The organism is Nocardiopsis sp. CC223A (genome assembly GCF_030766825.1).
Taxonomy (GTDB): Bacteria; Actinomycetota; Actinomycetes; order Streptosporangiales; family Streptosporangiaceae; genus Nocardiopsis.
Genome location: NZ_JASFDV010000029.1, coordinates 41,897 through 67,725, shown reverse-complemented (window position 1 = coordinate 67,725; position 25,829 = coordinate 41,897). Strand labels below are relative to the sequence as shown.

Annotated in this window: 17 protein-coding genes; 12 read left to right on the top strand and 5 right to left on the bottom strand. The window is 72.6% G+C overall.

Annotated features, from left to right (window positions below; genetic code table 11):
• The 7 genes from QJS33_RS14225 to QJS33_RS14195 form a co-directional block, all read left to right on the top strand.
• Positions 1-763, top strand: a 763-nt coding sequence (locus QJS33_RS14225; protein WP_372339659.1) for an ABC transporter permease, incomplete at its 5' end; no start/stop codon positions are given.
• 128 nt (positions 764-891) lie between these two features.
• Positions 892-1,878, top strand: coding sequence for an aldo/keto reductase (locus QJS33_RS14220; RefSeq protein ID WP_306368431.1), 987 nt, complete (start codon positions 892-894; stop codon positions 1,876-1,878).
• A 235-nt stretch (positions 1,879-2,113) separates the two neighbouring features.
• Positions 2,114-2,479, top strand: a complete 366-nt coding sequence (locus QJS33_RS14215) for a VOC family protein (protein WP_306368430.1) — start codon at positions 2,114-2,116, stop codon at positions 2,477-2,479.
• 95 nt (positions 2,480-2,574) lie between these two features.
• Positions 2,575-2,886 (top strand): helix-turn-helix transcriptional regulator, encoded by a 312-nt coding sequence (locus QJS33_RS14210; RefSeq protein WP_306368429.1) that lies wholly within the window; start codon positions 2,575-2,577, stop codon positions 2,884-2,886.
• Positions 2,883-3,398 (top strand): SRPBCC domain-containing protein, encoded by a 516-nt coding sequence (locus QJS33_RS14205; protein WP_306368428.1) that lies wholly within the window; start codon positions 2,883-2,885, stop codon positions 3,396-3,398. Before QJS33_RS14210 ends, QJS33_RS14205 begins: the two co-directional genes overlap by 4 nt.
• A gap of 87 nt (positions 3,399-3,485) precedes the next feature.
• Positions 3,486-4,193 (top strand): response regulator transcription factor, encoded by a 708-nt coding sequence (locus QJS33_RS14200; RefSeq protein ID WP_306368427.1) that lies wholly within the window; start codon positions 3,486-3,488, stop codon positions 4,191-4,193.
• 16 nt (positions 4,194-4,209) lie between these two features.
• Positions 4,210-8,145 carry an MMPL family transporter gene (locus tag QJS33_RS14195; RefSeq protein WP_306368426.1) on the top strand — a complete coding sequence of 1,312 codons (3,936 nt, stop codon included), beginning with the start codon at positions 4,210-4,212 and terminating at the stop codon, positions 8,143-8,145.
• A 220-nt stretch (positions 8,146-8,365) separates the two neighbouring features.
• Here QJS33_RS14195 and QJS33_RS14190 read toward each other — a convergent pair whose 3' ends face one another.
• A complete protein-coding gene (locus tag QJS33_RS14190; RefSeq protein ID WP_306368425.1) occupies positions 8,366-8,851 on the bottom strand; it encodes a MarR family winged helix-turn-helix transcriptional regulator in 486 nt (161 codons plus the stop codon).
• A gap of 100 nt (positions 8,852-8,951) precedes the next feature.
• On the opposite strand from QJS33_RS14190, the gene QJS33_RS14185 reads away from it, so the two are divergent.
• From QJS33_RS14185 to QJS33_RS14175, 3 genes are all read left to right on the top strand, one after another.
• Positions 8,952-9,983, top strand: a complete 1,032-nt coding sequence (locus QJS33_RS14185; protein ID WP_306368424.1) for an LLM class flavin-dependent oxidoreductase — start codon at positions 8,952-8,954, stop codon at positions 9,981-9,983.
• Between the two features lie 12 nt (positions 9,984-9,995).
• Entirely contained in the window at positions 9,996-10,703 is a 708-nt protein-coding gene (locus QJS33_RS14180; protein WP_306368423.1) for an NADPH-dependent F420 reductase, read from the top strand.
• A gap of 283 nt (positions 10,704-10,986) precedes the next feature.
• The gene (locus tag QJS33_RS14175; protein ID WP_306368422.1) at positions 10,987-16,470 is read left to right on the top strand and encodes a carboxyl transferase domain-containing protein; all 5,484 of its coding nucleotides are present in this window, start codon (positions 10,987-10,989) and stop codon (positions 16,468-16,470) included.
• A 199-nt stretch (positions 16,471-16,669) separates the two neighbouring features.
• Here QJS33_RS14175 and QJS33_RS14170 read toward each other — a convergent pair whose 3' ends face one another.
• From QJS33_RS14170 to QJS33_RS14160, 3 genes are read right to left on the bottom strand one after another with little or no spacing between them, the layout of a single operon-like run.
• Positions 16,670-17,494, bottom strand: a complete 825-nt coding sequence (locus QJS33_RS14170) for an ABC transporter ATP-binding protein (protein ID WP_306368421.1) — start codon at positions 17,492-17,494, stop codon at positions 16,670-16,672.
• On the bottom strand, positions 17,491-18,561 hold the full coding sequence (locus tag QJS33_RS14165) for an iron ABC transporter permease (protein ID WP_306368420.1): 1,071 nt from the start codon (positions 18,559-18,561) through the stop codon (positions 17,491-17,493). Before QJS33_RS14165 ends, QJS33_RS14170 begins: the two co-directional genes overlap by 4 nt.
• Positions 18,558-19,499 carry an ABC transporter substrate-binding protein gene (locus QJS33_RS14160; RefSeq protein WP_306368419.1) on the bottom strand — a complete coding sequence of 314 codons (942 nt, stop codon included), beginning with the start codon at positions 19,497-19,499 and terminating at the stop codon, positions 18,558-18,560. Before QJS33_RS14160 ends, QJS33_RS14165 begins: the two co-directional genes overlap by 4 nt.
• 343 nt (positions 19,500-19,842) lie before the next feature.
• On the opposite strand from QJS33_RS14160, the gene QJS33_RS14155 reads away from it, so the two are divergent.
• Positions 19,843-20,526: a TetR/AcrR family transcriptional regulator gene (locus QJS33_RS14155; protein ID WP_306368418.1), complete on the top strand. Its 684-nt coding sequence runs from the start codon at positions 19,843-19,845 to the stop codon at positions 20,524-20,526.
• 45 nt (positions 20,527-20,571) lie between these two features.
• Here the strand turns inward: QJS33_RS14155 and QJS33_RS14150 are convergent, their stop codons facing one another.
• A complete protein-coding gene (locus QJS33_RS14150) occupies positions 20,572-24,000 on the bottom strand; it encodes a WGR domain-containing protein (RefSeq protein WP_306368417.1) in 3,429 nt (1,142 codons plus the stop codon).
• A 314-nt stretch (positions 24,001-24,314) separates the two neighbouring features.
• Here QJS33_RS14150 and QJS33_RS14145 point away from each other — a divergent pair, with 314 nt between their 5' ends.
• Positions 24,315-25,790, top strand: a complete 1,476-nt coding sequence (locus QJS33_RS14145) for a sodium:alanine symporter family protein (protein ID WP_306368416.1) — start codon at positions 24,315-24,317, stop codon at positions 25,788-25,790.
• Positions 25,791-25,829: the final 39 nt, after the last annotated feature.

Below are 25,829 nucleotides of genomic sequence, written 5' to 3'. Positions count from 1 at the left end.
CCGGCGGCCCGGCGCCCTGGCCCGGCACAGCCTGCTGCTGGCCCGGCGCGGCCTGGCCCGGTCCGTCCGCGACCCGGGGGCGATCGTCAACGGGGTCATCACCCCGACGCTGTTCATGGTGCTGTTCGTGTACCTCTTCGGCGGTTCGGTGTCCGGGTCCACCGGTGACTACCTCCAGTACCTCTTCCCCGGGGTGCTGGTGATGGGCGCCGGCCTGTCGGGGATGCTCGCCAGCGGGGTGAGCATCAACGTCGACCGCCGCAAGGGCGTCTACGACCGGTTCCGCAGCCTGCCCATCGGACGCTCGGCCCCGCTGTGGGGGTCGGTGCCGGCGGACGTGGTGCGGTACGCGCTGGCGGTGGCGCTGCTGTTCGCGATCGGGTCCCTGCTGGGGTTCCGGGTCACCACCGATGCCGGGTCGGCGGCGGCCGCGCTGGCCATGGGGTTCGGGTTCGCGCTGAGCTGGGTGACGGTGTTCCTGGGCGTGCTGGTGCGCGGCGAGGGCACGGTGCTGGCGGTCGCGTTCGTCGCGTTCCCGCCGCTGCTGCTGGGCACCAGCCTGGCCGCGCCGGTGGACACCCTGCCGGACTGGCTGCGGGCCTGGGCGGAGGTGGACCCGGTGACCCGGGTGATGGACGCCTGCCGGGCGCTGCTCACCGGCACCCCGGCCGGGTCGTCGATGGCCGCCTCCCTGGCCTGGTCGGCGGGGCTGGTCGCGGTGTTCTGCCCGCTGGCGGTGGCCGCTCACAGCCGCGAACGCTGAGGGCGCGCCACCGGTTCCCGCCCCGCACCGGTTCCCGCCGCCCCGGGGGCTTGACCTGGAGCGCGCTCCAGGTCGCAGACTCCTGTTCCAGGGCCCGCGGAGAGCGGGCCGCGAACGGGAGGAACCCCATGCGTCAGCGCATCATCGGCACCGACCCCGCCACCCGGCGCGGGGTGAGCGCCCTCGCCCTGGGCACCATGCTCATGGGAACCCGGACCGACGAGAAGACGTCCTTCGCCATCCTGGACCGCTATGTCGAGGCCGGCGGCACCTTCCTGGACACCTCCAACAACTACGCGTTCTGGGAGGGCCAGGACCGGGGCGGGCAGAGCGAGGAGCTGATCGGCCGCTGGCGGCGCAGCCGCGGCGTCGGCGACGAGCTCTTCATCGCCACCAAGCTCGGTGCCCGCCCGCTCGCCCCGGGGACGAGCTACACCGACAACGCCGAGGGGCTGTCGGCCCGGGCCATCCGCGAAGCCTCCGAGGCCAGCCGCGAGCGTCTGGGCCTGGAGCGGATCGACCTGCTGTACTCGCACATCGAGGACCGGAAGACCCCGTTGGAGGAGACCGTCGAGGGCTTCGCCGACCTGGTGAAGGAGGGATCGGTAGGGCTGCTGGGGGTGAGCAACCACTCCGCCTGGCGGGTGGAGCGCGCCCGCGCCCTGGCCGCCGCCGCAGGTCTGCCCGGCTACGAGGTGCTCCAGTACCAGCACAGCTACCTGCGGCCGCGCACCGACATCGGCGACCCGCTGTGCCGGTACGGCAACATCGGCGGCGCGGGCTCGGACCTGCTCACCTACCTGGAGGCCGAGCCGGGGCTGGTCCTGGTCGCCTACACCCCGCTGCTCAGCGGCGCCTACACCCGCACCGACAAGCCGTTGGGACGCGACTACGACCACCCGGGCACCGCGGCCCGGCTCGCGGTCCTGAAGGAGGTCGCGGCCGAGACCGGCGCCACCCCCAACCAGGTGGTCCTGGCCTGGCAGCTGGGCCACGAACTGCCCATCATCCCGCTGGTGGGCGCCTCCTCCGTGGAGCAGTTGGAGGAGAGCCTGGGCGCCCTCGACCTCGAACTCACCGAGGACCAGCGCGCCCGCATGGACGCCGCCTCCTGACCCGGCCCGGGGCGGGTGCCGTCGAAGCGCTCCGCCGGACGGGTGCGGCCTCCCGGGGCGCTCTCCGGGAGGCCGCGCCCGTACCGGACACGGGGCGCGGGGCCCAGCGCCGGTCCGCCCGGAGGCGTTCCGAACCCACAGGGAACATTCGAAAACGTGTACGAATATTGCTACCGTGAGCGCACGGGGCCCGACCCCAGCGGGCCCACACGCACCGAACGGAAGCGAGGCGCCGATGTCGGAGAGCCTGAAGCCCACCCTTGTGATCATCAACCTTCCGGTCAGGGACCTCGCGGCGGCCACCGCCTGGTACACCGAGGTCCTGGGCCACGGCCCGGCCGGTGAGCCCTCCCCCACCGACGTCGAGTTCGACCTGCGCGACGGCGTGAGCCTGCTGCTGACCACAGGCGACGAGGACGCCGAGCGGGCCGGCGCCAAGGTGCTGTTCGGGGTCGAGGATCTGGCCGCCGAACAGCACCGCCTCGCCGGCGCGGGCATCGGGACCGGTGAGCGCCGGGAGATCGACGGCGCGCTGGCCTGGTCCGACTTCACGGGCCCGGAGGGCCACCTCCTCGGCCTCGTCCAGTCGCTCGGGCGGTAGCGGCCGGGCGCGCGGTCGGCACCCTCGCCGCCCCGGCGGGGAACACCTGCTCGTATTCCTTGACAGAAATATTTCCCGGGAGCGATACTCGGCGCATGACCGGTGTGCTCGAAGTCGTCGCCGAACCCCACCGTCGCCTCATCCTCACCCTCCTTCTGGAGGGGGAGAAGTCGGCCGGGGAGATCGTCGCGGCCCTGCCGCTGTCCCAGCCCGGTGTCTCCAAGCACCTGAAAGTGCTCAAGGACGCCGGGCTGGTCACCGTCCGGCGACAGGCCAGGCAGCGCCTGTACCGGCTGTGCCCGGACCCGCTGCGCGAGATCGACGCGTGGCTCACCCCCTTCCGTGACGCCTGGAACGAACGGCTCGACGCACTCGAAACGCACCTCGACGGCATGGAGGAGACATGAGCACCGACGAGCCGACCGCCGCCGTGCGCCGTACGGACGACGGCTGGGAGCTGCGCTTCCGGCGCAGGTTCGCACACGACCGGTGGCAGGTCTGGCGGGCGATCACCGAGTCCGAGCACCTCGCGCACTGGCTGCCCTGCGACATCGTCGGCGAGCGCCGCGCGGGCGCCGCGATCGAGTTGCCCTTCTGGCGGACGGAGACCGGGGAGGAGGACGGCGCCCCCCTGCACGGGGAGATCCGGGTGTGGGACCCGCCGTCGGTGTTCGAGTGGACCTGGGACGGCGACGTCCTGCGCTGGGAACTGGCGGAGGCCGACGGGGGGACACTGATGACGTTCACCACCCTGACCGTTCCCGACCCCGAGGGTGCGGCGGGCACCGCCACCGGGTTCCACGTCTGCCTGGAGTACCTGGAGGCGCTCCTGGACACCGGTGCCACCGATCACATGGCGGAACCCGACTCCGCCCCGCTGCGGAAGCTCTACGGCGAGGCGATCGCGACCGCGGGCTGAACCGGACCGTTCCCCGGGGCCTTCCCGACCCGGGGAACGGGTGTGTTCTCATCGAACTCTCATGCTCCCCTGCTTCGATGGGAGGCGATGAGCACCGACACCGTCCTGGTGGTGGACGACGTCCCCGACATCGTCGACCTGGTCGCCACGGTCCTGACCTTCCACGGGTTCGCCGTCCTCACCGCCACCTCACTGACCGCGGCCCGGGAGATCCTGGCCGCGCACGATCCCGACCTGCTGGTCATCGACGTCATGCTGCCCGACGGCGACGGCCGCGAACTGTGCCGGGAGGTGCGCGCGGCACGCCCCCGCACCGGCATCGTCTTCCTGACCGCGCGCGACGCGCCCGCCGACCGGGTCGCCGGACTCACCTACGGGGCCGACGACTACATCACCAAGCCGTTCGAGATGGACGAGCTGGTCGCGCGGGTACGGGCGGTGCTGCGCCGCCTGCGCCCCGACCGGGAGCCGGTGCCGCCGCCGGACCACGTGCTGCGCGTCGCCGACGTCTCCTTGGACCCGGAACGGTACGAGGTGCGGCGGGACGGCGTCCCGGTGCACCTGTCGCGCACCGAGTACGAACTGCTCCACTACCTCATGGTCAACGAGGGCCGGGTCCTGTCCCGCGAGCAGATCCTCGACCGCGTCTGGGGCACCGGGCAGCGCAACGGCTCCAACATCGTGGACACCTACATCGGCTACCTGCGACGCAAACTCAACGCACTGGGCCCCGACCTGATCCGCACGCACCGGGGCTTCGGCTACACGATGCGCGCCGGGGACGACCCGACGTGAAGGACGGGGCCCCGCCATGACCCTGCGCACCCGGCTGACCGCGCTCCTGCTGGCGGTCACCACCCTGACCCTGACGATCGTGGTGTCGGTGGGCGGCTTCACCGTGCACCGCTTCCTGACGGAGAAGGTCGACAACCAACTCGAACTCGTCGCCGAGTTCGCCCGCTCCCGGCAGGACGAGATCCTGGAGCACAGGACGGAGGCGTTCCTCGGTGAGGTGACCGCCCCCCGGGAATTCCTGGTGGAGGTCGATTCGCCCTCGTTCTCCTACCGGGATCCGGTCTTCTCCGCGCCGCTCCTGGACACGGTGGCCGGGCGGGCCCGGCAGGGCACGCCCACCACGGTGGAGCACGAGGGCGAGGACTACCGGGTGCTGTACCTGGAGCTACCCCGCCACGACGCCCACCTGGTGATGGCGATCCCGTTGGAACAGGTGCAGGAGACGGTGGGCCGTCTGGTGGCGACCGGCACGGTCACCTCGGTGGTGCTGCTGGCGCTGTTCGGCTCGGCGGCCTCCTCCATCCTGCGCTGGGGGATGCGCCCCCTGGACGATGTGGTGGTCACGGCGGAGGCGATCGCCGACGGCGACCTGGAGCGGCGGGTTCCCGAGTCCCCGGAGCGGGCGCGGACCGAGACGGGTCGGCTCACCGTGTCCATCAACCGGATGCTGGCCGGACTCCAGGCGGCGTTGCACTCGCGCGCCGACTCCGAGGAGCGGATGCGCCGGTTCGCCGCCGACGCCTCCCACGAGCTGCGCACCCCGCTGACGGTGGTGCGGGGCTACCTCCAGCTCATCGCCGACGGCGTGGTCGACCTCCGGGAGCGGACCGACGTGATCCCGCGCGCGCAGGCGGAGGCCGACCGGATGGCACGGCTGGTGGAGAACCTGCTGTACCTGTCGCGGCTGGACGAGCGCCCCGCCACCCCGCCCGCGGCCAGCCCGACGGTGGTGTCGCTGGCCGACCTGGTGCGCGAGTGCGCGGCCGGGGCCGCGGCCGCCGCCCCCGAACGGCGGATCGACGTCGAGGTCCGCGACGAGTGCCTGGTCACCGGGGACCGCGAGGAGCTGTGGCAGGCGGTCTCCAACCTGCTGGCCAACGTCCTGACCCACACCCCGCAGGAGAGTGTCGCCACCGTCCGGCTGGCCCGGGTCGGCGGCCGCCCGGTGCTGTCGGTGTCCGATGAGGGCCCCGGGATCGGGGCCGAGTCGGCGGCGTTCGTCTTCGAGCGCTTCTACCGCGATCCGGCCGCCCGCGACCGGGAGGGCAGCGGTCTGGGGCTGTCCATCGTGCGCGCGGTCATGGCCGCGCACGGGGGCACCGCCGAACTGGAGTCGTCGGTGTCCGGCGGCACGACCGTCACCCTGGCCTTCCCCGCCCGCGACGGGGAGGGTGCCCCATCTCTCACCACCGAACGGGGATTCTCATCGGATTCCCATCTTTTTCGCGACACTTCCCCATCCGGGGCCGATGGCCTGGCCGGGAGGCGTCCGTCCGCACGGGCGGACGCCCCGACCGGCTCACGGAAGAGGAAGAGCATGGCGACGTTGCTGTACCGGATCGGTTCCTTCGCGTACCGGAGACGCTGGTGGGTGCTGGGCGGCTGGTTTGTGGCCGTCGCCGCGATGGCGACCCTCGCGGTGTCGCTCCAGCCCCGGTTGGACGACACGTTCGAGATCTCCGGCACCGAGGCCCAGGAGGCCGCCGACCTGCTGGGCGACCGTTTCGCCGAGCGCAGCGGCGGATCGGTGACCGTGCTGGTGCGCGCGCCCGAGGGCGAGGAGATCCTCGCGGACGAGGAGTACCGGGAGGCGGTCGGGGAACTGGCCGACGGCCTGGCCGGTGTCGAGGGCGTGGAGGAGGTCGTCGATCCCTTCGCCCTCGTCGGGGACGCCCGCGAGGTGTACGGGCGGGAGCTGGCGGCGGCCGAGGAGGAGGCCCGGGCCGAGGCCCGCGCGACGGTCGAGGAGCAGGTGCCCGAGGGCACCCCGGGCCGGGACGGGATGCTGGCGCAGGCCGAGGAGGAGGCCGCCGCACAGGTGGCCGAGCAGGCCCCGGCGTTCGACGAGGCATCGGTCGCCGAGGAGATCCCGCTGTTCTCCGACGGCGGCCGGGCCGTGCTGGTCCAGGTGCAGCTGACCGAGCCGGACGGCCGGGTGGCGCAGGAGACCGTCGATGGGATCCTCGGCAGCGGCGGCCCGGTCGAGGAGGCCGGACTGGAGGTCGAGTTCAGCGGCACGTCGCTGTCACCACCCGAGATCGGGCTGAGCATCGTCGAGGTCATCGGTGTGCTGGTGGCCGCCGCCGTCCTGGTGCTGAACTTCGGCGCGCTGATCCTGGCGGGTGTGCCGGTCCTGGTCGCGTTGGCCGGGGTCGCGCTGGGCATGGCGGCCGTGCTGGTGTCGGCCGCCTTCTGGGACGTGACCTCCACCGCCCCCCTGCTGGCGGTGATGCTGGGCATCGCGGTCGGCATCGACTATTCGCTGTTCGTGCTGTCCCGGCACCGACAGCAGCTGTCCGACGGCATGGACCCGCACGAGTCGGCGGCGCGGGCCATCGGCACCGCGGGAAGCGCCGTGGTGTTCGCGGGTATCACGGTCGTCATCGCCCTGTTGGGGCTGAACGTGGTGGGCATCCCGTTCCTGGGCGTCATGGGCGTGACCGCGTCGATGACGGTGACCGCCGCCGTGCTCGGGGCGATCACCCTGCTGCCCGCCTTGCTCGGTGTACTGGGCCCACGGGTGACGGCGCTGCGGGTCCCGGTGCTGGGCCGCCGTTCGGAGCGGGCGCTGACCGCCCGGACCACCCTGGGCACCCGGTGGAGCCGGTTCCTGGTACGACACCCGGTACTGCCGGTACTCGCGGTGGTCCTGGTGCTGGGTGCGGCGTCGATCCCCGCGCTGGACATGCGGCTGGGCCTGCCCAACGCGTCGATCGCGGCCCAGGACGGTGACGAGCGGCGCGCCTACGACGCGATCGCCGAGGAGTTCGGCGCAGGCAGTGCCTTCCCGCTGGTCGTGGTCGCCGATCTGCGCGATGCGGACGACCGCCCGGGGGCGGCCGACGAGATCGCCGAACGGATGGCGGACCTGGACGGCGTCGACGAGGTGGCCGCGCCGGTCCTCAACGAAACCGGCGACACGGCGGTCATCTCGGTCGTCCCGTCGGCGGGTCCGTCGGAGCGGTCCACCGAGGACCTGCTGCACGAGATCCGGGGCGAGCGCGGTTCCCTGGAGCGCGAGACGGGGGCGTCGGTGACCGTCACCGGCTCCACGGCGGCGGGCATCGACATCTCCGAGCGGCTCAACGAGGCGCTGGTACCGTTCCTGTCCCTGGTGGTGGGGCTGGCGCTGGTGCTGATGATCCTGGTGTTCCGCTCGATCCTGGTGCCGCTGAAGGCGGCGCTGGGGTTCGTCCTCAGTGCGGGCGCCGCACTGGGGACCACGGTGCTGGTCTTCCAGTGGGGGTACGGGGCCGACCTGCTGGGTGTGGAGAGCACGCCGACGCTGCTGGCGTTCCTGCCCGTCCTGTTGCTGGGCACCCTGTTCGGGCTGGCCATCGACTACGAGGTGTTCCTGGTGTCGCGGATGCGGGAGGAGTACGTGCACGGGGCGTCGGCCGAGGAGGCGATCGTCACCGGATTCCGCCAGGGCGCGCGCGTGGTCGTGGTGGCCGCGGTGATCATGATCGCGGTGTTCACCTCGTTCGTGTTCGGCCCCGACGAGATGATCCGGCCGATCGCGTTCGCGCTGGCGGTGGGCGTGCTGGTGGACGCCTTCCTGGTACGGATGACGCTGGTCCCGGCGCTGATGGCGCTGTTCGGCCGGGCCGCCTGGTGGTTGCCGGGATGGCTGGGGCGGTGGCTGCCCTCGGTGGACATCGAGGGCGAGGCCCTGGCCCGGCCGGCCCCGGTGGCGGAACCGGCGGAACGGGAGGCGCACGCCGCGCGCTGAGCGGCCCCGCGGGACGCGGTCGGGGGCGGGCGCGACCGGGCGGGCGGGGGCGCAGGGCGTCCCGCCCGCCGCGGCCGCGGGGCCGGTCAGGCGGGTCATATCCCGTCGAGCGGTGTGAGAACAACGGCTGTTCGAACAAGAACGGATCGCCGACCGGTGCGTCGTCGCCTCTGGGACCAGGGGGTCGAACGAAGTCGCACCACTCGGTGGAACACCATCGTCAGGCGGTGTGCGCGTCCAAGTGGGCGCGCAGTGCGCGGGCGATCTCCCCGGCGGCGGCGATCTGCTCCGGGGTGAGGGCGTCGACGAAGAGCTCGCGGACGGCGGTCAGGTGCGGGACGGTCGCGCCGTGGAAGGCCGCCGCCCCGTCCTTCTCCAGGACGATCTCGGCGCCCCGGCTGTCGGCGGCGCACTCCTCGCGGCGGATCAGTCCGCGCCGCTCCATGCGCTTGAGGTGGTGGGAGAGGCGGCTGCGCTCCCAGCCGACGGCGTCGGCCAGCTCCGAGGAGCGCGACCGCTCGCCCTCGGCCTCGGAGAGGGCGAGCAGGACCCTGTAGTCGGACGGCGAGAGCCCGGTCTCGTTCTGTAGGCGCGCGGACAGCTCGGCGCGCAGGGCGTCCGAGGTCTCGGTGAACACGCGCCAGTCGCGCAGTTCCTCGCGGGTGGGCAGGCGCCTGTGCCGCCGCACCGGTGCGTCGTCGCTCATCCACGGCCTCCTTGTTGACACGTCAATCATACGGTCGCATAATTGACACGTCAATCAATATTCGGCCGGGGGTCGACGCCTCCCGCCAAGGAGGGGAACCATGTCTGACCTGCTGTTCGGACTCGACACCTTCGGCGACGTGCCCGAGGGGGACAACGGGGAGCCGCTCTCCTACGGCACGGCCATCCGCCAGGTCGTCGACGAGGCCGTCCTGGCCGACGGGATCGGCGTCGACGCCATCGCCCTGGGCGAGCACCACCGGCCCGAGTACGCCATCTCCACACCGGAGACCGTGCTGGCCGGGATCGCCGGACGCACCTCCCGCATCCGACTCGGGTCGGGCGTGACCGTGCTCAGCTCCGACGACCCGGTGCGGGTCTTCCAGCGCTTCGCCACCGTTGACGCCCTGTCGCAGGGGCGGGCCGAGGTCATCCTGGGGCGCGGCTCGTTCACCGAGTCCTTCCCGCTGTTCGGCTACGACCTGAGCGACTACGACGTGCTGTTCGAGGAGAAGATCGACCTCTTCGTCAGGCTGCTCGACGAGAAGCCGGTGACGTGGAGCGGCACCGTCCGCGCTTCGCTGGAGAACGCCGACGTGTTCCCCAAGACCGAGTCCGGGAGGCTGAACACCTGGGTCGGCGTCGGCGGGTCGCCGCAGTCGGTCATCCGCACCGCACGCCACGGGCTGCCGCTGATGCTGGCCATCATCGGCGGTTCCCCGACCCGGTTCAAGCCCTACACCGAGCTGTACGAGCGTGCCGCGGCGCAGTTCGGCACGACGGCGCACCCGGTGGGGATGCACTCCCCCGGGTTCATCGCCGACACCGACGAGCAGGCCAAGGAGATCTTCTACCCGCGGTACAAGGTCATCCGCGACCGGATCGGCGCCCAGCGCGGCTGGCCGCCGCTGCGCCCGGAGGAGTTCGAGTCCGAGATCGCCCACGGGTCGATGTACGTCGGCTCGCCCGAGACCGTGGCCCGCAAGGTGGCCGCGGCCGTCAAGGCCCTGGGCGTGGGCCGGTTCGACATGATCTACACCTCCGGGTCGATCCCGGTGCGGGACCGCATGCGCACGGTCGAGCTGTACGGGACCCGGGTCATCCCGATGGTCCGCGACATCCTCGCAGGCTGAAAGGCGGAGGCCATGAGCACGACGGAACGGACGAACGCCCTCACCCTGGGCATCCTCGGCGCGGGCAAGGTCGGCACGGTGCTGGCCCGGCTGGCACTGGCCGCCGGGCACCGGGTGCTGATCGCCGGCTCGGGCGACCCCGCCGGGATCGAACTGGCGGTGTCCGTGCTCGCCCCGGGCGCCGAGGCGGTGACCGGGGAGGAGGCCGCGGACAAGGCCGACGTGGCGGTGCTGGCGCTGCCGCTGGGCAAGTACCGGTCGATCCCGGCCGGGGCGCTGGCCGGCAAACCCGTCATCGACGCGATGAACTACTGGTGGGAGGTGGACGGGATCCGCGAGGACCTGGTGGACCCGCGCACCTCCTCCAGCGAGACCGTCCAGGCCTTCCTGCCGGGGGCCCGGGTGGTCAAGGCGTTCAACCACATGGGCTACCACGACCTGGAGGACGGGGCGTCGCCCGCCGGATCGCCCGGCCGCCGGGCGATCGCGGTGGCCGGGGACGACCCGGCCGACGTGGGCCTGGTGGCGGGCATCGTGGACGCGCTGGGGTTCGACCCGGTGGTGGCGGGCCCGCTGGCCGCGGGCGTGCGCCTGGAACCGGGCACCCCGCCCTTCGGGGCGAACGTGGGCGCCGAGGAGCTGCGCGCGATGATCGCGCGCTTCCCCGACTCCGAACGCGGACGCGCGGTGATCTCCGCGCGCGGGGGTGCCCCGGCCTGAGGCCGGCGCGCCCCCGACCGCCCCGGTCGGTGGCGCACTCCCTGAAACGCCTCCGGGGCTCCTGTGGCGCACGGGAGGCGGCCTCGGGTGGGATCGGTCACGTGAAGCGGATGGGCCGGAGTTCCTTTTGTGGAGTTCCCACAAGGTTCGGCCTCAGCTGTGAGTGATTCGGAATATCGCATGCCCGTGGGTGATCGAGCAGAGTAGATGCACAAGCTGGGAAAGGCGGCCTCCACACCCCGGAGGTCGCCTTCTGTCGTCAAACAATCGGGGAGGTCGGCCGGTGTTCGGTCGTGTCGCCATCGTCAACCGTGGAGAGGCCGCGATGCGGCTCATCCACGCCGTCCGGGAGCTTTCCGCCGAAACGGGGGCACGGATCGAAACGGTCGCCCTCTACACCGACGCCGACCGCAACGCCACCTTCGTGCGCGAAGCCGACATCGCCTACTCCCTGGGGCCGGCCGCGGCCCGCCCCTACCTCGACCACGCCGTCCTCGAACGCGCCCTGGTGGAGACCGGCGCCGACGCCGCCTGGGTCGGCTGGGGCTTCGTCGCCGAGGACCCCGCCTTCGCCGAGCTGTGCGAGAAGATCGGCGTCACCTTCATCGGCCCCAGCGCGGACGCGATGCGCCGCCTGGGCGACAAGATCGGCGCCAAGCTGATCGCCGAGGAGGTCGGCGTCCCGGTCGCCCCGTGGAGCCGCGGCGAGGTCGCCACCCTGGAGGACGCACTGCGTGCGGGCGAGGAGATCGGCTACCCGCTGATGCTCAAGGCCACCGCGGGCGGCGGCGGGCGCGGCATCCGCAAGGTCTCCTCCGGCGAGGAGCTGGCCGAGGCCTACGAGCGCACCGGCCAGGAGGCGCTGCGCGCCTTCGGCTCCGGCGTCGTCTTCCTGGAGCGCCTGGTCACCGGCGCCCGCCACGTCGAGGTCCAGGTCATCGCCGACGGCCAGGGCACCGCCTGGGCGCTGGGCGTGCGCGACTGCTCCGTGCAGCGCCGCAACCAGAAGATCATCGAGGAGTCCGCCTCCCCCGTCCTGGCCCCCGACCAGGTCGCCGACCTCAAGGCCTCGGCCGAGCGGCTCGCCGTCGCCGTCGGCTACCGCGGCGCCTGCACCGTGGAGTTCCTCTACCACCCCGGGGAGAAGCTGTTCGCGTTCCTGGAGGTCAACACCCGCCTCCAGGTCGAACACCCCATCACCGAGGTCACCACCGACACCGACCTGGTCCGGCTACAGCTGCACGTGGCCTCCGGCGGCCGCCTGGAGGGCGCCCCGCCCCGCGAGGAGGGCCACGCCGTCGAGGCCCGCCTGAACGCCGAGGACCCCGACCGCGACTTCGCCCCCTCCCCCGGCCGCATCACCCACCTGCGCTTCCCCGTCGGCCCCGGCATCCGCGTGGACACCGGTGTGCGGGAGGGCGACGAGATCCCCGCCGACTTCGACTCGATGATCGCCAAGGTCATCGCCTACGGCAGCGACCGCGAGCAGGCGCTGGCCCGGCTGCGCCGCGCGATGGCCGAGACCACCGTCGTCATCGAGGGCGGCGCCACCAACAAGGGCTTCGTGCTCGAACTCCTCGACCAGCCCGAGGTCATCGACGCGAGCGCCGACACCGGCTGGATCGACCGTGTGCGCGCCCAGGGCCGCCTGGTCGACCACCGGCACTCCGCGGTCGCCCTGGCCGCGGCCGCCATCGAGGCCTACCTGGACACCGAGGAGATGAGCCGCCGCCGGCTGCTGTCCACCGCGCACGGCGGCCGCCCGCAGGTGCGGCACGACCCGGGCCGCCCCCTGGACCTCAAGCTCCGCGGGGTCGGCTACCGGGTGCACGTCGCCCGGACCGGCCCGGACCGCTTCCGCGTCGGCATCTCCGGCGGCGGCGACGTCCACCCCGCCGACGTCGTGGTGGAGCGCTTCGACACGTACAGCGGCCGGATCACGGTCAACGGCCACCGGTACCGGCTGGTGTCGGCCGTGCACGGCCCGGTCCACCTGGTGGAGGTCGACGGCGTCACCCACCGGATCAGCCTCGACGAGGGCGGCGTGGTCCGCTCCCCCGCCCCCGCCCTGGTGGTCGCCACCCCGCTGGCGGTCGGCGACGAGGTCGAGGCGGGTGCCCCGATCCTGGTGCTGGAGAGCATGAAGATGGAGACGGTGCTGCGCGCGCCGTTCCGTGCCCGCGTCCGCGAGTGCCCGGTGTCCGTGGGCGGCCAGGTGGAGACCGGTGCCGCCCTGATGCGCCTGGAACCGCTGGCCGACGAGGACACCGGCGCCGCGCAGGACTCCGGCTCCGACGCGGAGATCGACCTGCCCGCCGAGGCCGCCGCCCCCACCGCCGCCGAACGCGCCGAGCGCGGCCTGCGGGACCTGCGCGCCGCTCTGCTGGGATACGACTTCGACCGCTCCGAGGTCGACCGGGTGCTGACCGGCTACCTGGCCGCCCGTGCCGAGCTGGGCGACCGCCCCTCCCAGGGCGAACTGGAACTGGTCGCGCTGTTCGCCGACCTGTCCGAGCTGAGCCGCAACCGCCCCGCCGGGACGTCCGACGCCGAGCGGGACGCCCAGGTGCACAGCCCCCGCGAACTGTTCCACGGCTACCTACAGAGCCTGGACGTGGAGCGCGCCGCGGTCACCCCGGAGTTCGAGGCCACGCTCACCGCGGTCCTGGCCCGCTACGGCGTCACCGGCCTGGACCGCACCCCGGAGCTGGAGGACGCGGTCTTCCGGATCTTCCTCACCCAGCAGCGGATGGCCGTGCACGTCGAGACCGTGTCCGGACTGCTGCGCGCCTGGCTGGCCGGGGCCATGCCCGCCCGGCCCCTCACCGAGAGCGTCGGGCTCACCTTGGAGCACCTGGTGGCCGCCACCCAGGTCCGCTTCCCGGCCGTGTCCGACCTGGCCCGCGGCGCCGTGTTCCGCTGGTTCACCCAGCCGCTGCTGCGCCGCAACCGCGCCAGGGTGTACGCGGCCGTCCGCGACGACCTGCGCCACCTGGACCGCAACCCCGACGCCCCTGACCGCGCCGAGCGCATCCAGGCCATGGTCGCCGGGTCCGAGCCGCTGGTCCGCCTCATCGGGCAGCGGATCGGACGGCCCGACCGCGACCACGGGCCGCTGCTGGAGGTGCTGACCCGCCGCTACTACGGCAATCGCGGCCTGTCCGCGGTCTCGGTCGGCGAGACCGCGGGCTGCCGGACGGTCACCGCCGACCACGCCGACCCGCGGGGCACCACCCGCCTGTTCACCACCGCGGTGGACATCTCCGCCCTGCCCGCCGCGCTGGACGCCGTGGCCGCCGCCGCGGTCGGGACCCCCGAGCGGGGTCTGGTCGCCGACCTCTACATCGGCTGGGAGGACCAGCCGGACGTGGACGCCATGGCCGTACGCCTGGGCGAGCTGCTGGCCGCCCGGGAGTTCCCGGCGAGCGTGCGCCGCATCACCACCACCGTGGCCGGTGCGGGCGGCACCGTGATGCACCACCACTTCACGTTCCGCCCGACCGACGCCGGCCTGGCCGAGGACCGGCTGATCCGCGGCCTGCACCCGCAGCTGGCCCGACGGCTCCAGCTACAGCGGCTCCAGGAGTTCGACCTCACCCGGCTGCCCTCGGCCGACGAGGAGATCTACCTGTTCCAGGCCGTGGCCCGCAGCAACCCGGCCGACGAGCGGCTCATCGCGATGAGCCAGGTCCGCGACCTCACCCCGCTGCGCGACTCCGAGGGCCGGCTCATCGCGCTGCCCGCCGTGGAGGACACCCTCAGCGGCTGCCTGGAGGCCATCCGCAACGTCCAGGCGCAGCGACCCCAGCACAAGCGGTTCGACACCAACCGCATCCTCATGTACGTCTGGCCGTCGACCGAGCTCGACCTTGAGGAGCTCGACACCCTGGTGCAGCGCATCCTGCCCACCACCGAGGGCGCCGGGCTGGAGGAGGTCCAGTTCGTGGCCCGCCAGCGCAACGCCGGGGGCGAACTGGCCGAGGTCGCGGTGCGTATCACCCTCGACCCCGCCCGGGGTCCGCAGGTGCACATCGACCGGCCCTCCACCGAACCGGTACCGGTCCTGGACGACTACCGCCAGAAGGTGCTGCGCGCGGCCCGCCGCGGCACCGTCTACCCCTACGAGCTGACCGGCATGCTCACCGGTCCCGAGGGCTCCTTCGTCGAGCACGACCTCGACGGCGACGGGAACCTGGTGCCGGTGGACCGCCCCAAGGGCGGCAACACCGCGGCGCTCGTGGCCGGTGTCGTCACCACCCCCACCGCGCTGCACCCGCAGGGCATCACCCGGGTGGTGCTGTTCGGCGACCCGACCAAGGCGCTGGGCGCCCTGTCCGAGCCCGAGTGCTCGCGGGTGATCGCCGCGCTGGACCTGGCCGAGCGGATGGGGGTGCCGCTGGAGTGGTTCGCCCTGTCCGCGGGCGCCCGGATCTCGATGTCCTCCGGCACCGAGAACATGGACTGGGTGGCGGCCGCGCTCCGGCGCATCGTCGAGTTCACCCAGGCCGGCGGCGAGATCAACATCGTGGTCGCGGGCATCAACGTCGGGGCCCAGCCGTACTGGAACGCCGAGGCGACGATGCTCATGCACACCAAGGGCATCCTGGTGATGACCCCGGAATCGGCGATGGTGCTCACCGGCAAGCAGTCGCTGGACTTCTCCGGCGGTGTGTCCGCCGAGGACAACTTCGGCATCGGCGGCCACGACCGGGTCATGGGCCCCAACGGCCAGGCCCAGTACTGGGCGCCGGACCTGCCGGCCGCCCGCGACGTGCTGATGGCGCACTACGAGCACACCTACATCGCCCCGGGCGAGGAGCGGCCGCGGCGGGCGCGGACCGAGGACCCCGTCGACCGCGACGTGTCCGACTACCCCCACCGGGTCGAGGGCAGCGACTTCACCACGGTCGGGGAGATCTTCTCCGCGGAGCACAACCCGGACCGCAAGAAGCCCTTCGACATCCGCACGGTCATGCGCGCCCTGTCGGACCTGGACCACCCGGTGCTGGAGCGCTGGGCTGGCATGGCCGACGCCGACACCGCGGTGGTGCAGGACGTGCACCTGGGCGGGCAGCCGGTCTGCCTGGTCGGCATCGAGTCGCGGGCGGTGCCGCGGCGCGGCTTCCCGCCGGCCGACGGCCCGGACACCTACACCGCGGGCACGCTGTTCCCGAAGTCGTCCAAGAAGGTCGCCCGGGCGATCAACGCGGCGTCGGGGAACCGGCCGCTGGTGGTGCTGGCGAACCTGTCCGGGTTCGACGGCTCGCCGGAGTCGATGCGCGCCCTCCAGCTGGAGTACGGCGCGGAGATCGGCCGGGCGATCGTCAACTTCGACGGCCCGATCGTGTTCTGCGTGATCTCCCGCTACCACGGCGGCGCGTTCGTGGTGTTCTCCAAGGCGCTGAACCCGAACATGACGGTGCTGGCCCTGGAGGGCTCGTTCGCGTCGGTGCTCGGCGGCGCCCCGGCCGCGGCCGTGGTGTTCTCCGGCGAGGTGGACAACCGCACCGCGCGCGACCCGCGCGTGGTGGAGTTGCAGAACCGGGTGGCCGAGACCAGCGGCGCCGAGCGCGCCGAACTCAACACCAGCCTGGCCGAGGTCCGCGCCTCGGTGCGGGCCGAGAAGCTCGGCGAGGTGGCCGCGGAGTTCGACCGGGTGCACAGCATCCAGCGCGCGGTCGAGGTGGGCTCGGTGGACGCGATCATCGGCGCGGCGGAGCTGCGGCCGCGGATCATCAAGGCCATCGAGCACGGCCTCAAGCGCTGACCGGAGCCTGAGAGGGCGTGGAGGGGCCCGGCGGATCGGTGATCCGCCGGGCCCCTCCGTTCCGGGGCGCGGGGGCCGGACCGTTCGCCGTCGTCGGACCACGCGAGGGACGCGTGTCGACGCCCCGGACGAGAACGCCGGGAGCCGCCGGTGCCCCTGGGGCCGTTCGGTGCGCGCGGCCGAGCGGAACCGCCCCCGCTCAGTCGACGGGGACGGTGACGCCCTCCGGCCCTCCCCGTGCCGGGGCTCCGCCGGGGACCCGGCCCGGACGGAAGGTGATCACCGGGCGTCGCGTCCCGTCGTCGATCCGGACCGTGGCCTCGACCTCGTAGGCCTCGGCGATGAGCTCCGGCGTCAGGACGTCGGCCGGGGGCCCGGCAGCGACGACGCGGCCGCTCTTGAGGACCATGAGCGTGTCGCAGAACATCGCCGCGAGGTTCAGGTCGTGGAGGGCTATGACGGTGGTGACCGGCAGCTCTGTGACGAGCTGGAGCAGATCGAGCTGGTAGCGGATGTCGAGGTGGTTCGTGGGCTCGTCGAGGAGCAGTTCCCTGGGTTGCTGGGCCAGCGCGCGGGCGATGTGGACGCGCTGCTTCTCGCCGCCGGAGAGGCGGTGCCACGATTCCCCCGCCTTGTGGGTGAGCCCGGTTCGCTCCAGCGCGTCGGCCACCGCTGCGGCGTCCCGTTCCCGGTTCCCCCCGAAGGCGCCCCGGTAGGGGATGCGGCCGAGGGCGACGATGTCCCGGACGACGATGTCGACGACCGTGTCGGCGTGCTGGGTGACGGTGGCGATCGCGCGCGCCGCTTCCCGTCGTGCGAGGTCGGTGAGCGACGTGTCGTCGAGGGCGACGACACCGGAGGTGGGCCGCACGGCACCGGAGAGCAGTCTGATGAGGGAGGACTTGCCGGAGCCGTTGGGGCCGAGGAGACCGATGGTCTCACCGGGCCGGGGGTGCAGGGTGATGCCGTCGACGACGAGTCGGCCCCCGCGGTTCCACGTGACCTCTCGTGTCCGGAGTGTCACGAGGTCCTCCTACGACGGAACATGATGACGATGAAGACGGGCACGCCCACCAGTGCGGTACCGACGCCGATGGGCAGTGGGGACGGGGAGAAGACCAAACGCGACACGGCGTCGACCCACACCATGAAGACCGCTCCGGCCAGCACGGTCACGGTCACCAGGCGGGCGTGGAGGGGACCGACCAGGAAACGGGCCGCGTGCGGGAGCACGAGGCCGACGAACCCGATGGCGCCGGCCACGCTCACCATCGTCGCCGTGAGCAACGCGGTGACGGTCATGAACGTGATGCGCGCCCGCCGCACCGAGACCCCGAGCGAGGACGCGACGTCGTCGCCGAACGCGAACGCGTCCAGGACCGGGGCCCGGAGGAGGCAGAAGGCCGTCCCGGCGAGGGCCACGAGGCCGCACAGCGCCGCGTCGTCCCAGCGGACCCCTTCGAGCGAGCCGAGCAGCCAGAACATCACCCCCCGGGCCTGGTCCGAGTCGGCGAAGGCGAAGACGACGAACGAGGTCAGCGCGGAGAACAGCTGTGTCACCGCGATCCCCGCGAGGATCACCTTGTCGTTGCCCCCGCCGCTCAGGCTCACGAGCAGCAGGACGACGGTGAAGGCGGTGACGGAGCCGACGAACGCGCCTCCGGAGACGCCGAGCGCGGTCCCTCCGATCCCCAGGATCCCGATGGTGACGGCGCCGGTCGAGGCGCCCGACGAGATCCCGAGGACGTACGGATCGGCCAGCGGATTGCGCAGCAGGGATTGCAGGATCACCCCGCACAGCCCCAGTCCGGCGCCGCAGGCCGCGGCCACCAGGGACCGGGGCAGGCGGTCGTTCCACACGATCGCGTCCTTGGACACCCGGACCGGGATGTCCGTGACCCCGAGGTGGTTGAGCACGATGTCGCGCACGTTGACCAACGACACGTCGGCGGGGCCCAGGGTGATCGCCGTCCCGACCGAGACGAGCAGCAGCGCCAGCGCTCCCGAGACGACGCCCAGGAACCTCAGCCCCGAGCGGTCCGGGAGCGGCGGGAGCAGGGCGGTCTCCGGCCGGGAGGGACTGAGCGTCACTGCGTCTCCTCAAAGGAGCGCAGTCCTTCGGCCAGGGCCTCCAGTCCGTCGATCATCCGGATCGACGGATTCATCTCGGCTCCGTGCAGAGAGATGAACCGCTCCTCCCGGACCGCGGTGAGGTCCCTGGTGACCGGATCCGTCCGCAGGAAGTCGATCTTCTCCTGCAACCGGTCACCCGGGGCGCGCTCGCGGCTCAGGTCTCCCAGGACGATGACGTCGGGGTCCCGGTCGACGAAGACCTCCCAGGTCGTGGCCGGCCAGTCGTCGTCGAGGTCGGCGAACACGTTCGAGGCGCCCACCTCGGTGGCCAGGATGTTCGCCGCCCCCGGCCCTCCGGCGACATAGGGCGACTTCAGGTCCGCGAACCAGAACGCCGTGCTCGTGTCCGCGGCGTCGACACCGGCCAGCGCCTCCTGCCGTCGGGTCTCCAGCTCGTCGACCAGCTCCTCACCGCGGCTCGGAACGTCGAAGATCCGGGCCAGTTCGCGGATCTCCTGGTAGAGGCCGTCGATCGTCAGCGGTTCGGTACGGGTACCGCCGGCGTTGATGCTCGTCTCACCCTCGCAGTCCGTCGGCGACAGGTACGTCCCGATCGCCGTGTCGGCGAACCGGCTCCGCTCCGCCACTCCGCCCTGGGCGAAGTGGCGTCCGAACGAGGCCGTCACGAAATCAGGGTCGGTGTCCAGGACCACTTCGTAGGTGGGGGCCTCGTCCGCCAGCCTGGGCACCCCGTCGTTCGCCTGAGCGAGGTTCTCCCGTACGGGGTCGGTCCAGGACGCCGTCCCCACCATGCGCTCTTCCAGCCCCAGGGACAGCAGGATCTCGGTCGACCCCTGGTCGAGGGACACGACCCGCTGCGGTGCGGCGTCGAACGTCACCTCCTGGCCGCAGTTCTCCACGACCAGCGGATATGTCGTGGCGTTCTCACCGGCCAATGCGGTGTGTTCCGGCACGGGTTCGGATACGCCGCAACCGGCCGAGACCGCCGCCAGAACGGATACACCGAAGGTGGCAGCGCACGTACGCATCGTGATTTTCAATGATCCCGCCCTCGACCGGGTTCGCCTGTCCGGCGAACCGATTCCCACAATGCGGGTTACGTTAGCCTAACCTTCCTCAATGCCACATTCGGATCCGGGCCGGGAGCCTCGGATGTGGCTAACACCTCCAAAGGGGGAGGTCGGGACCGAAAGGCGGTGGAACCGGCGGCCCCGGGAGCGGTCTGCACCTACAATTCCGGGAGATCGGCATCCGGACGGCGGGGAGGGCGGCGGCACGGTGGCGGGCGGGGCACGGGACGGAAGCGACGGCAGGCGCCGCGCCCTGCGGACGAACGCGGATCTGGGCCCCACCACGACCGGCGCCGCACCCACCCTGCTGCCGCCCCGGGCGACCGGCACCGGGACCCGGCGCCGCCTGTTCGAGGAGGCGCTGCTGCAGTTCGGCGCCCGCGGCTACCACGCGGTCTCGGTCCGAGACCTGGCCGGAGCCGTCGGCATCCACCCCAGCACCGTGTACTCCCATGTGAAGTCCAAGCAGGACATCCTCGCCGAACTGATCCGGATCGGCCACGAGGAGCAGGCCGAGCGGCTCGGCGCGGCCGTGGCCGGGGCCGGGGACGACCCGGCCGCACAGATCACCGCGATGGTCTCCGAGCTCGTACGCGTCCACGCCGACTACCCGCTGCTCATGCGCGTGGCCAACCGGGAACTGGAGGCGCTCTCGCCCGAGGCCCGCGAGGCCTCCTACGCCTCGCGGGTCGGCGCGGAGCAGGTCGCGGTCTCCATCATCGAGCGCGGCCAGGCACAGGGCCTCTTCGGCGACTTCGACCCGCTGCTCGGCATGACCGCCCTGGGCTCCATGGGTCTGCGGGTCGCCGAGTGGTGGCGTCCCGAGCTGGGGATCGACGTGGGCGAGCTGGCCGAGACCTACGCGGCCTTCGCCCGCAGGCTCCTGGGGTGAGGCCGGGGCCCGCCGGGACCGGCCGTCCCGGCGGGCCCGCCGCCGTCACCCCGCCGATTCGCGGTACCCGCCCTTCTCCTTGGCGGCGATGAGCCCGGCGGCCTTGCGGGCGGCCTTGCCGGGGTCCGCGTAGCGCCGGGTGGAAACGGTCCCGGCGGTACCGGCCCTGCCGTGGCGGGTGGCGACCACGTCCAGTCCGGGGTCGGTCCAGACCTCCCAGAACTTCGTGCCCTGTCCGCCCTCGGCCTCGAAGCGGCGGCCCGCCAGGCCCGGTCCGCGGCGCCGGCCGTGGTAGAGCATCGCCGTCTCGGGCACCGCCTCCTCGATCGCACGGACGAAGGCCGACAGGAACGAGGTGGCGAACATCCACCCCAGCGCCTTCTCCCACCACTGGTCGGCGGGGCGGCCCTGCACCCGGGAGAACACCCGACCGTCGGCCATCGGCTCCGCGGTGAACACGACGTCGGGGGTCCCGTCGCCCAGGTGCACCGAGAGTCCGCGCAGCGCCCCGAAGACCGGTTCCCACCGCTCCCGGGCGTGGGACGGGACGGCTGCGAGGCGTTCCCGGCCGAACTCCTCCATGACCGGGATCGCGTCGAGGACCTCGCGGGGGCCGAGGATGCGCATGCCGGTACCGCCGAGGGTCCATTCGGCGTACCCGATCCGGCCCCAGAAATCCTTGAGGACCTGCGGGAGCGGGGCGCCGTGGGCGGCCTCCAGCGCGGCGACGTCCTCCGGTGCGGCGGGCGGGCCGACCTCGGCGCGCAGCGACTCCAGGCCGGGGCCGTGCTCGGTGTAGCCGTGCGACCGCAGGTACCCGGTGATCTCGGCCAGCGCTTCGACGTGCCAGGCGGCGTCCTGCCCGTCGTTGCGGATGCGGGCGCGCATCCAGTCGGCGACCGGCATCTCGTCGAGCACCCGGTACTTCTCCCAGCTCACCCACTCGATCGTGGCCGGCCACACGCCTTGGCGGTGCAGTTCGAGCTCGCGCCGCTCGGCCTCGGCGACGGCCTCGGGGGTCACCGCGTGCGCGACGGGGTCGAAGCCCATCAGCCGTTCCCACTCGCCGCCGTCCTGCGGCTTGAAGGTCCGCTGGACCGCGGCCCGGCCGGGGAGGTACCACGGGTCCGACTCGGTGTACTTGGCGGCCACGCAGGTGGCCCTCATCCGCTCGAAGGCGTCGGCGGCGGCCTCCGGGCCGGGGAAGGCGAGGCCGAGGGTCTCGAACATGCCGTTGTTGTCCCCCCACCGCCGGACGAGCCGATCGCCGTAGCGCACGAGTTCGACGAACCGCCGGGCCGACCGGGTCCACAGGAGCGCCCGCTCGGACTGCGCGGTGACGTCGGCGAGGAAGTCCGGCACACCGGAGCAGCCGACGAGGGTCGCCTCGAAGGGCGGCTCGGCGACGCCGTAGCCGTCGAAGGCGAACACCGCCCCCTCGGTGTCGAGGAACCACACCTCCCCGGTCGTCCCGTCGTGCAGCAGCCGCAGCCGCACCGTGGTCCCGGCGAGCGTCGCGAGATGGTCGTCGGTGACGCGCTTGAGCGGTCTCCCCGCCGCCCTGGCGGCCCGGCCCTGCTCGATCAGCGCCTGCCGGGCCGTGTCGGCGGCACCGGTGAGCACGGACTCCAGCAGGGCGCGGGTGTCCTCGGCGGCGAGCGGGTCCTCCCAGGCGCGGCCGCGTGCGAGCGCGTCGGGCTCCGCCGCGTCCTCGGCGATGGCGGCCAGGAGCGGGTGGGCGGCACGGACCAGGTCGAACGCCTTCTCCTCCAGTGCGGCCGAGATGCCGACCCCGAGGGCGTACTTGAAGACGCGCCGCTCGATCACGTCCTCGGGGACCGGCCAGGTGGCGATCTCCTCCAGGAGTTTCACCTTGGGCCGGCGCTGCTTCACGTGTCCGGCGAGCGCGTCGGCGTAGTGGGCGGCCGCGCGGTGGTCGCGGCTCTCCCGCAGCCGCCGCATGACCTCCCGGTGCACCTCGGCGGAGAAGACCTCGCCGATCGCGTCGCCCATGCGCCAGATGCTGCGCCGCTCGGTGAACAGCCGCTCGATGAGGGCGGTGCGCGAGGTGGGGGTCTTCATGTTGCGCAGCGCCGAGTAGAGGTTGGCGACGACGTCCTCCAGCTGATCGTGGAGGGTCCGGCCGTGGTCGAGGACGGGACTGCTCGCCTGGTCGGATTCGGCGTAGCGCCGCCCGTACTCGTCGAGCGCACCGATCAGGAACTCCTCGGCCCCGGGGTGGTCGAAGCGGAAGAGCTGGTGCCCGGCGGTGGAGCGCGCACCGATGTCCGGGTGCCCCAGCTGCGTGGCGACCATGGCCCGGGCCGCCCGCGCGGCCTGTTCACCGGTGAGGCGGTGCAGGATGTAGCCCGCCTCGTCGAACGGGTTGAACAGCTCCTCCCAGAGCTTCTCGACGCTGCTGCCCGGTCCCGGCAGCTCGGCGAGGCGCATCAGACCGTCGAAGACCTCCGGTTCGTGCGCCACCGGCGCGAGGGCCTTGAAGGCGGCCTCCTTGAGGTCGTCGTTGTACATCTCGCCGACGACGTCGGAGGTGGCGGGCTCGGGGGTGTGCTCCAGCAGGTGGTGCAGGACCGCCACGAGCGGGTCGTCGGGGGCGTCGACCTCCAGCCCGGCGACGGTGTGGGCTCGGCCCTCGGCTGGCAGGTGCTCCAGCCCGGCGGCGGCCAGCGCGGCCCGGTCGTCGCGGTCGGAGTCGAGGACGACGCGGAGCGCCCACCGGAGGGCCTCCTCCGCGGGCCCGTCGACGTCGGCGCGCAGCAGGATGCGCCGGGCCAGCACCTCGGCCGGGCCGGGGTCGCCGACCTCGGCCAGGACCTCCCCGGCCGCGGCGGGATCCTCTCTCAGCCGCATGAGGTACCCGGCGGTGGTCTCGGCCAGGGCGCGCCTGCGGCCGAGTTCCTCCGCGGTCAGGACGGGCTCCTCGCCGGTGAGTTCGTGTGCCCTGGCCACGGCGGCCAGGCAGGGGCGGCTGTAGGGGTCCTTCTCCAGCAGGGCCGCGGCGGCCCCGGCCAGGGCGTGTCCGTCGCCGACGACCGGCATGACGGCCTCCAGGGCCCAGATGCGGGCGGTCCACTCGTTCCCGGCGTCGGACAGCAGCGGCAGCAGTGCGTCGGCGTGCGGGCTGCGGTCCAGGCCGGACCTGCGGTCGAGTACGGCGCGCAGCACCGTGGCTGCGGTCGACCCCGGGATCCGGTCGAGGGTTTCGGCCACCTCTGCGTCGGAGAGGTCGCCCTCCTCCAGGCCCTGGGCGACCCAGCCGGCGCGGCCGAGCGGGTTGAAGCCGGGGCAGACCTCGACCGCGGTCAGGGCGGCGCGGGGCCGGCCGCTCTCCGCGCCCACCAGGTGGTCCGCGCCGCCGATCCACCGGTCGAGGAGGCGGGGGTCGACCGCGTCGACCACCGCCGGGGGGACGGTCAGGCCGAAGTGGCGGCCGACCGCCGGATGCTCGGTCATACTGCTCCCGATGTCGAGGTCCAACCGAACGTTCGTTTGGGAGCGACGCTACCGCCCGGCTCCGACAGGCCGGCGGGACGGCCGTCGAACATGTGGCGTGCGCCACTGCACGGAAGGCGCCCGGCGTCGAACAGGGTTCGGAGACAGCGCCTGTTCCCCGCACGGCGAGCAGGGTGTGTTGAAGCACACCGCCGATGGGTCGACCATTGCCGATCAGCGGAAGCACGCCTCGGTGACCAGCCACGGAACCCTGTCGTGCCGGTGAGACGAGCCCGGCATCCCCCGCGTGCCCGCACACGACAAGGAGCGAACATATGGATGCGCTGAACAGCGCCATCGTAGGCATGAACGACGTCCTGTGGGCCTACCTGGTCATCCCCCTGCTGGCCGTCGTCGGCGTCTACTTCACGGTGCGTTCCGGGGCCGTCCAGATCCGGCTGGTGCCCGAGATGCTGCGCTCCATGCGCAGCGCCCCGCAGTCGGCCCCGGACGGCGGGAAGGCCATCTCGGCGTTCCAGGCGTTCTCGATCTCGGCGGCCTCCCGCATCGGAACGGGCAACATCGTCGGAGTGGCGGTCGCGATCGCCCTCGGCGGCCCCGGAGCCGTGCTCTGGATGTGGCTGATGGGCATCGTCATGGGCTCGGCCGCGTTCGTCGAGTCCACCCTCGCCCAGTTGTTCAAGGTCCCGGACAGGACCGGATTCCGCGGCGGCCCGGCCTACTACATGACCCTCGGGCTCAAGGCGCGGTGGATGGGCGTACTGTTCGCCATCGCCATCATCTTCACCTTCGGATTCGCGTTCAACATGGTGCAGGCCAACAGCATCGCCGGCGCCGTGGGCGGTTCGGTGGCGACCGCGACCGGCGCGCAGAACCCCGAGTGGATCGCACCCGTCGTGGGCGCGGCCCTGGCCGTCCTCGCCGCGCTCGTGATCTTCGGCGGTGTGCGCCGCATCGCCCACGTCGCGCAGGCCCTGGTGCCGTTCATGGCGCTGACCTACCTCGCCATCGGCCTGATCGTGGTCGGGATGAACATCGACCAGGTCCCCGCCGTGCTCACGAACATCGTGGGCTCCGCGTTCGGCCTGCGCGAGTTCGGCGCGGCGGGCGTGGGCACCGCGATCATGATGGGCATCCGCCGCGGCCTGTTCTCCAACGAGGCGGGCATGGGCTCCGCGCCCAACGCGGGGGCGACGGCGTCGGTCAGCCACCCGGTCAAGCAGGGCCTGGTGCAGACACTCGGCGTCTACTTCGACACCCTCGTCATCTGCTCCGTCACCGCGTTCATCATCCTGGTCTCCGACCCCGTGTACGGCGAGGAGGTCGGCGCGGAGCTCACCCAGCGGGCGCTGGAAGCGAACCTCGGCTCCTGGTCGCTGCACCTGCTCACCGTGATCATCTTCCTGCTGGCGTTCACTTCGCTGGTCGGCAACTACTACTACGGCGAATCCAACCTGCGGTTCCTGACCGGGCACCCGGGAGCCCTGCCGGTGTACCGCACCGCCGTGGTCGCCATGGTGTTCCTGGGCGCCATCGCCTCGCTCGACCTGGTGTGGAACCTCGCCGACGTCACCATGGGGGTCATGGCCGTGATCAACCTGATCGCGATCGCACCGCTCGGCGCGCTCGCCCTGCGCCTGCTCGCGGACTACCGGGAACAGCGCAGGCAGGGCCTGGACCCGGTCTTCACCCGGGACAGGATGCCCGATGTCACCGGCATCGAGTGCTGGGAGCCCGGCCCGGCCGACGAGCACGACGCACGGTCCGGTACCGCCCCGGAAGCCCGCTGACCCGGCCCTGCGGGTGACCGCACCCACCGCCACCCGGAC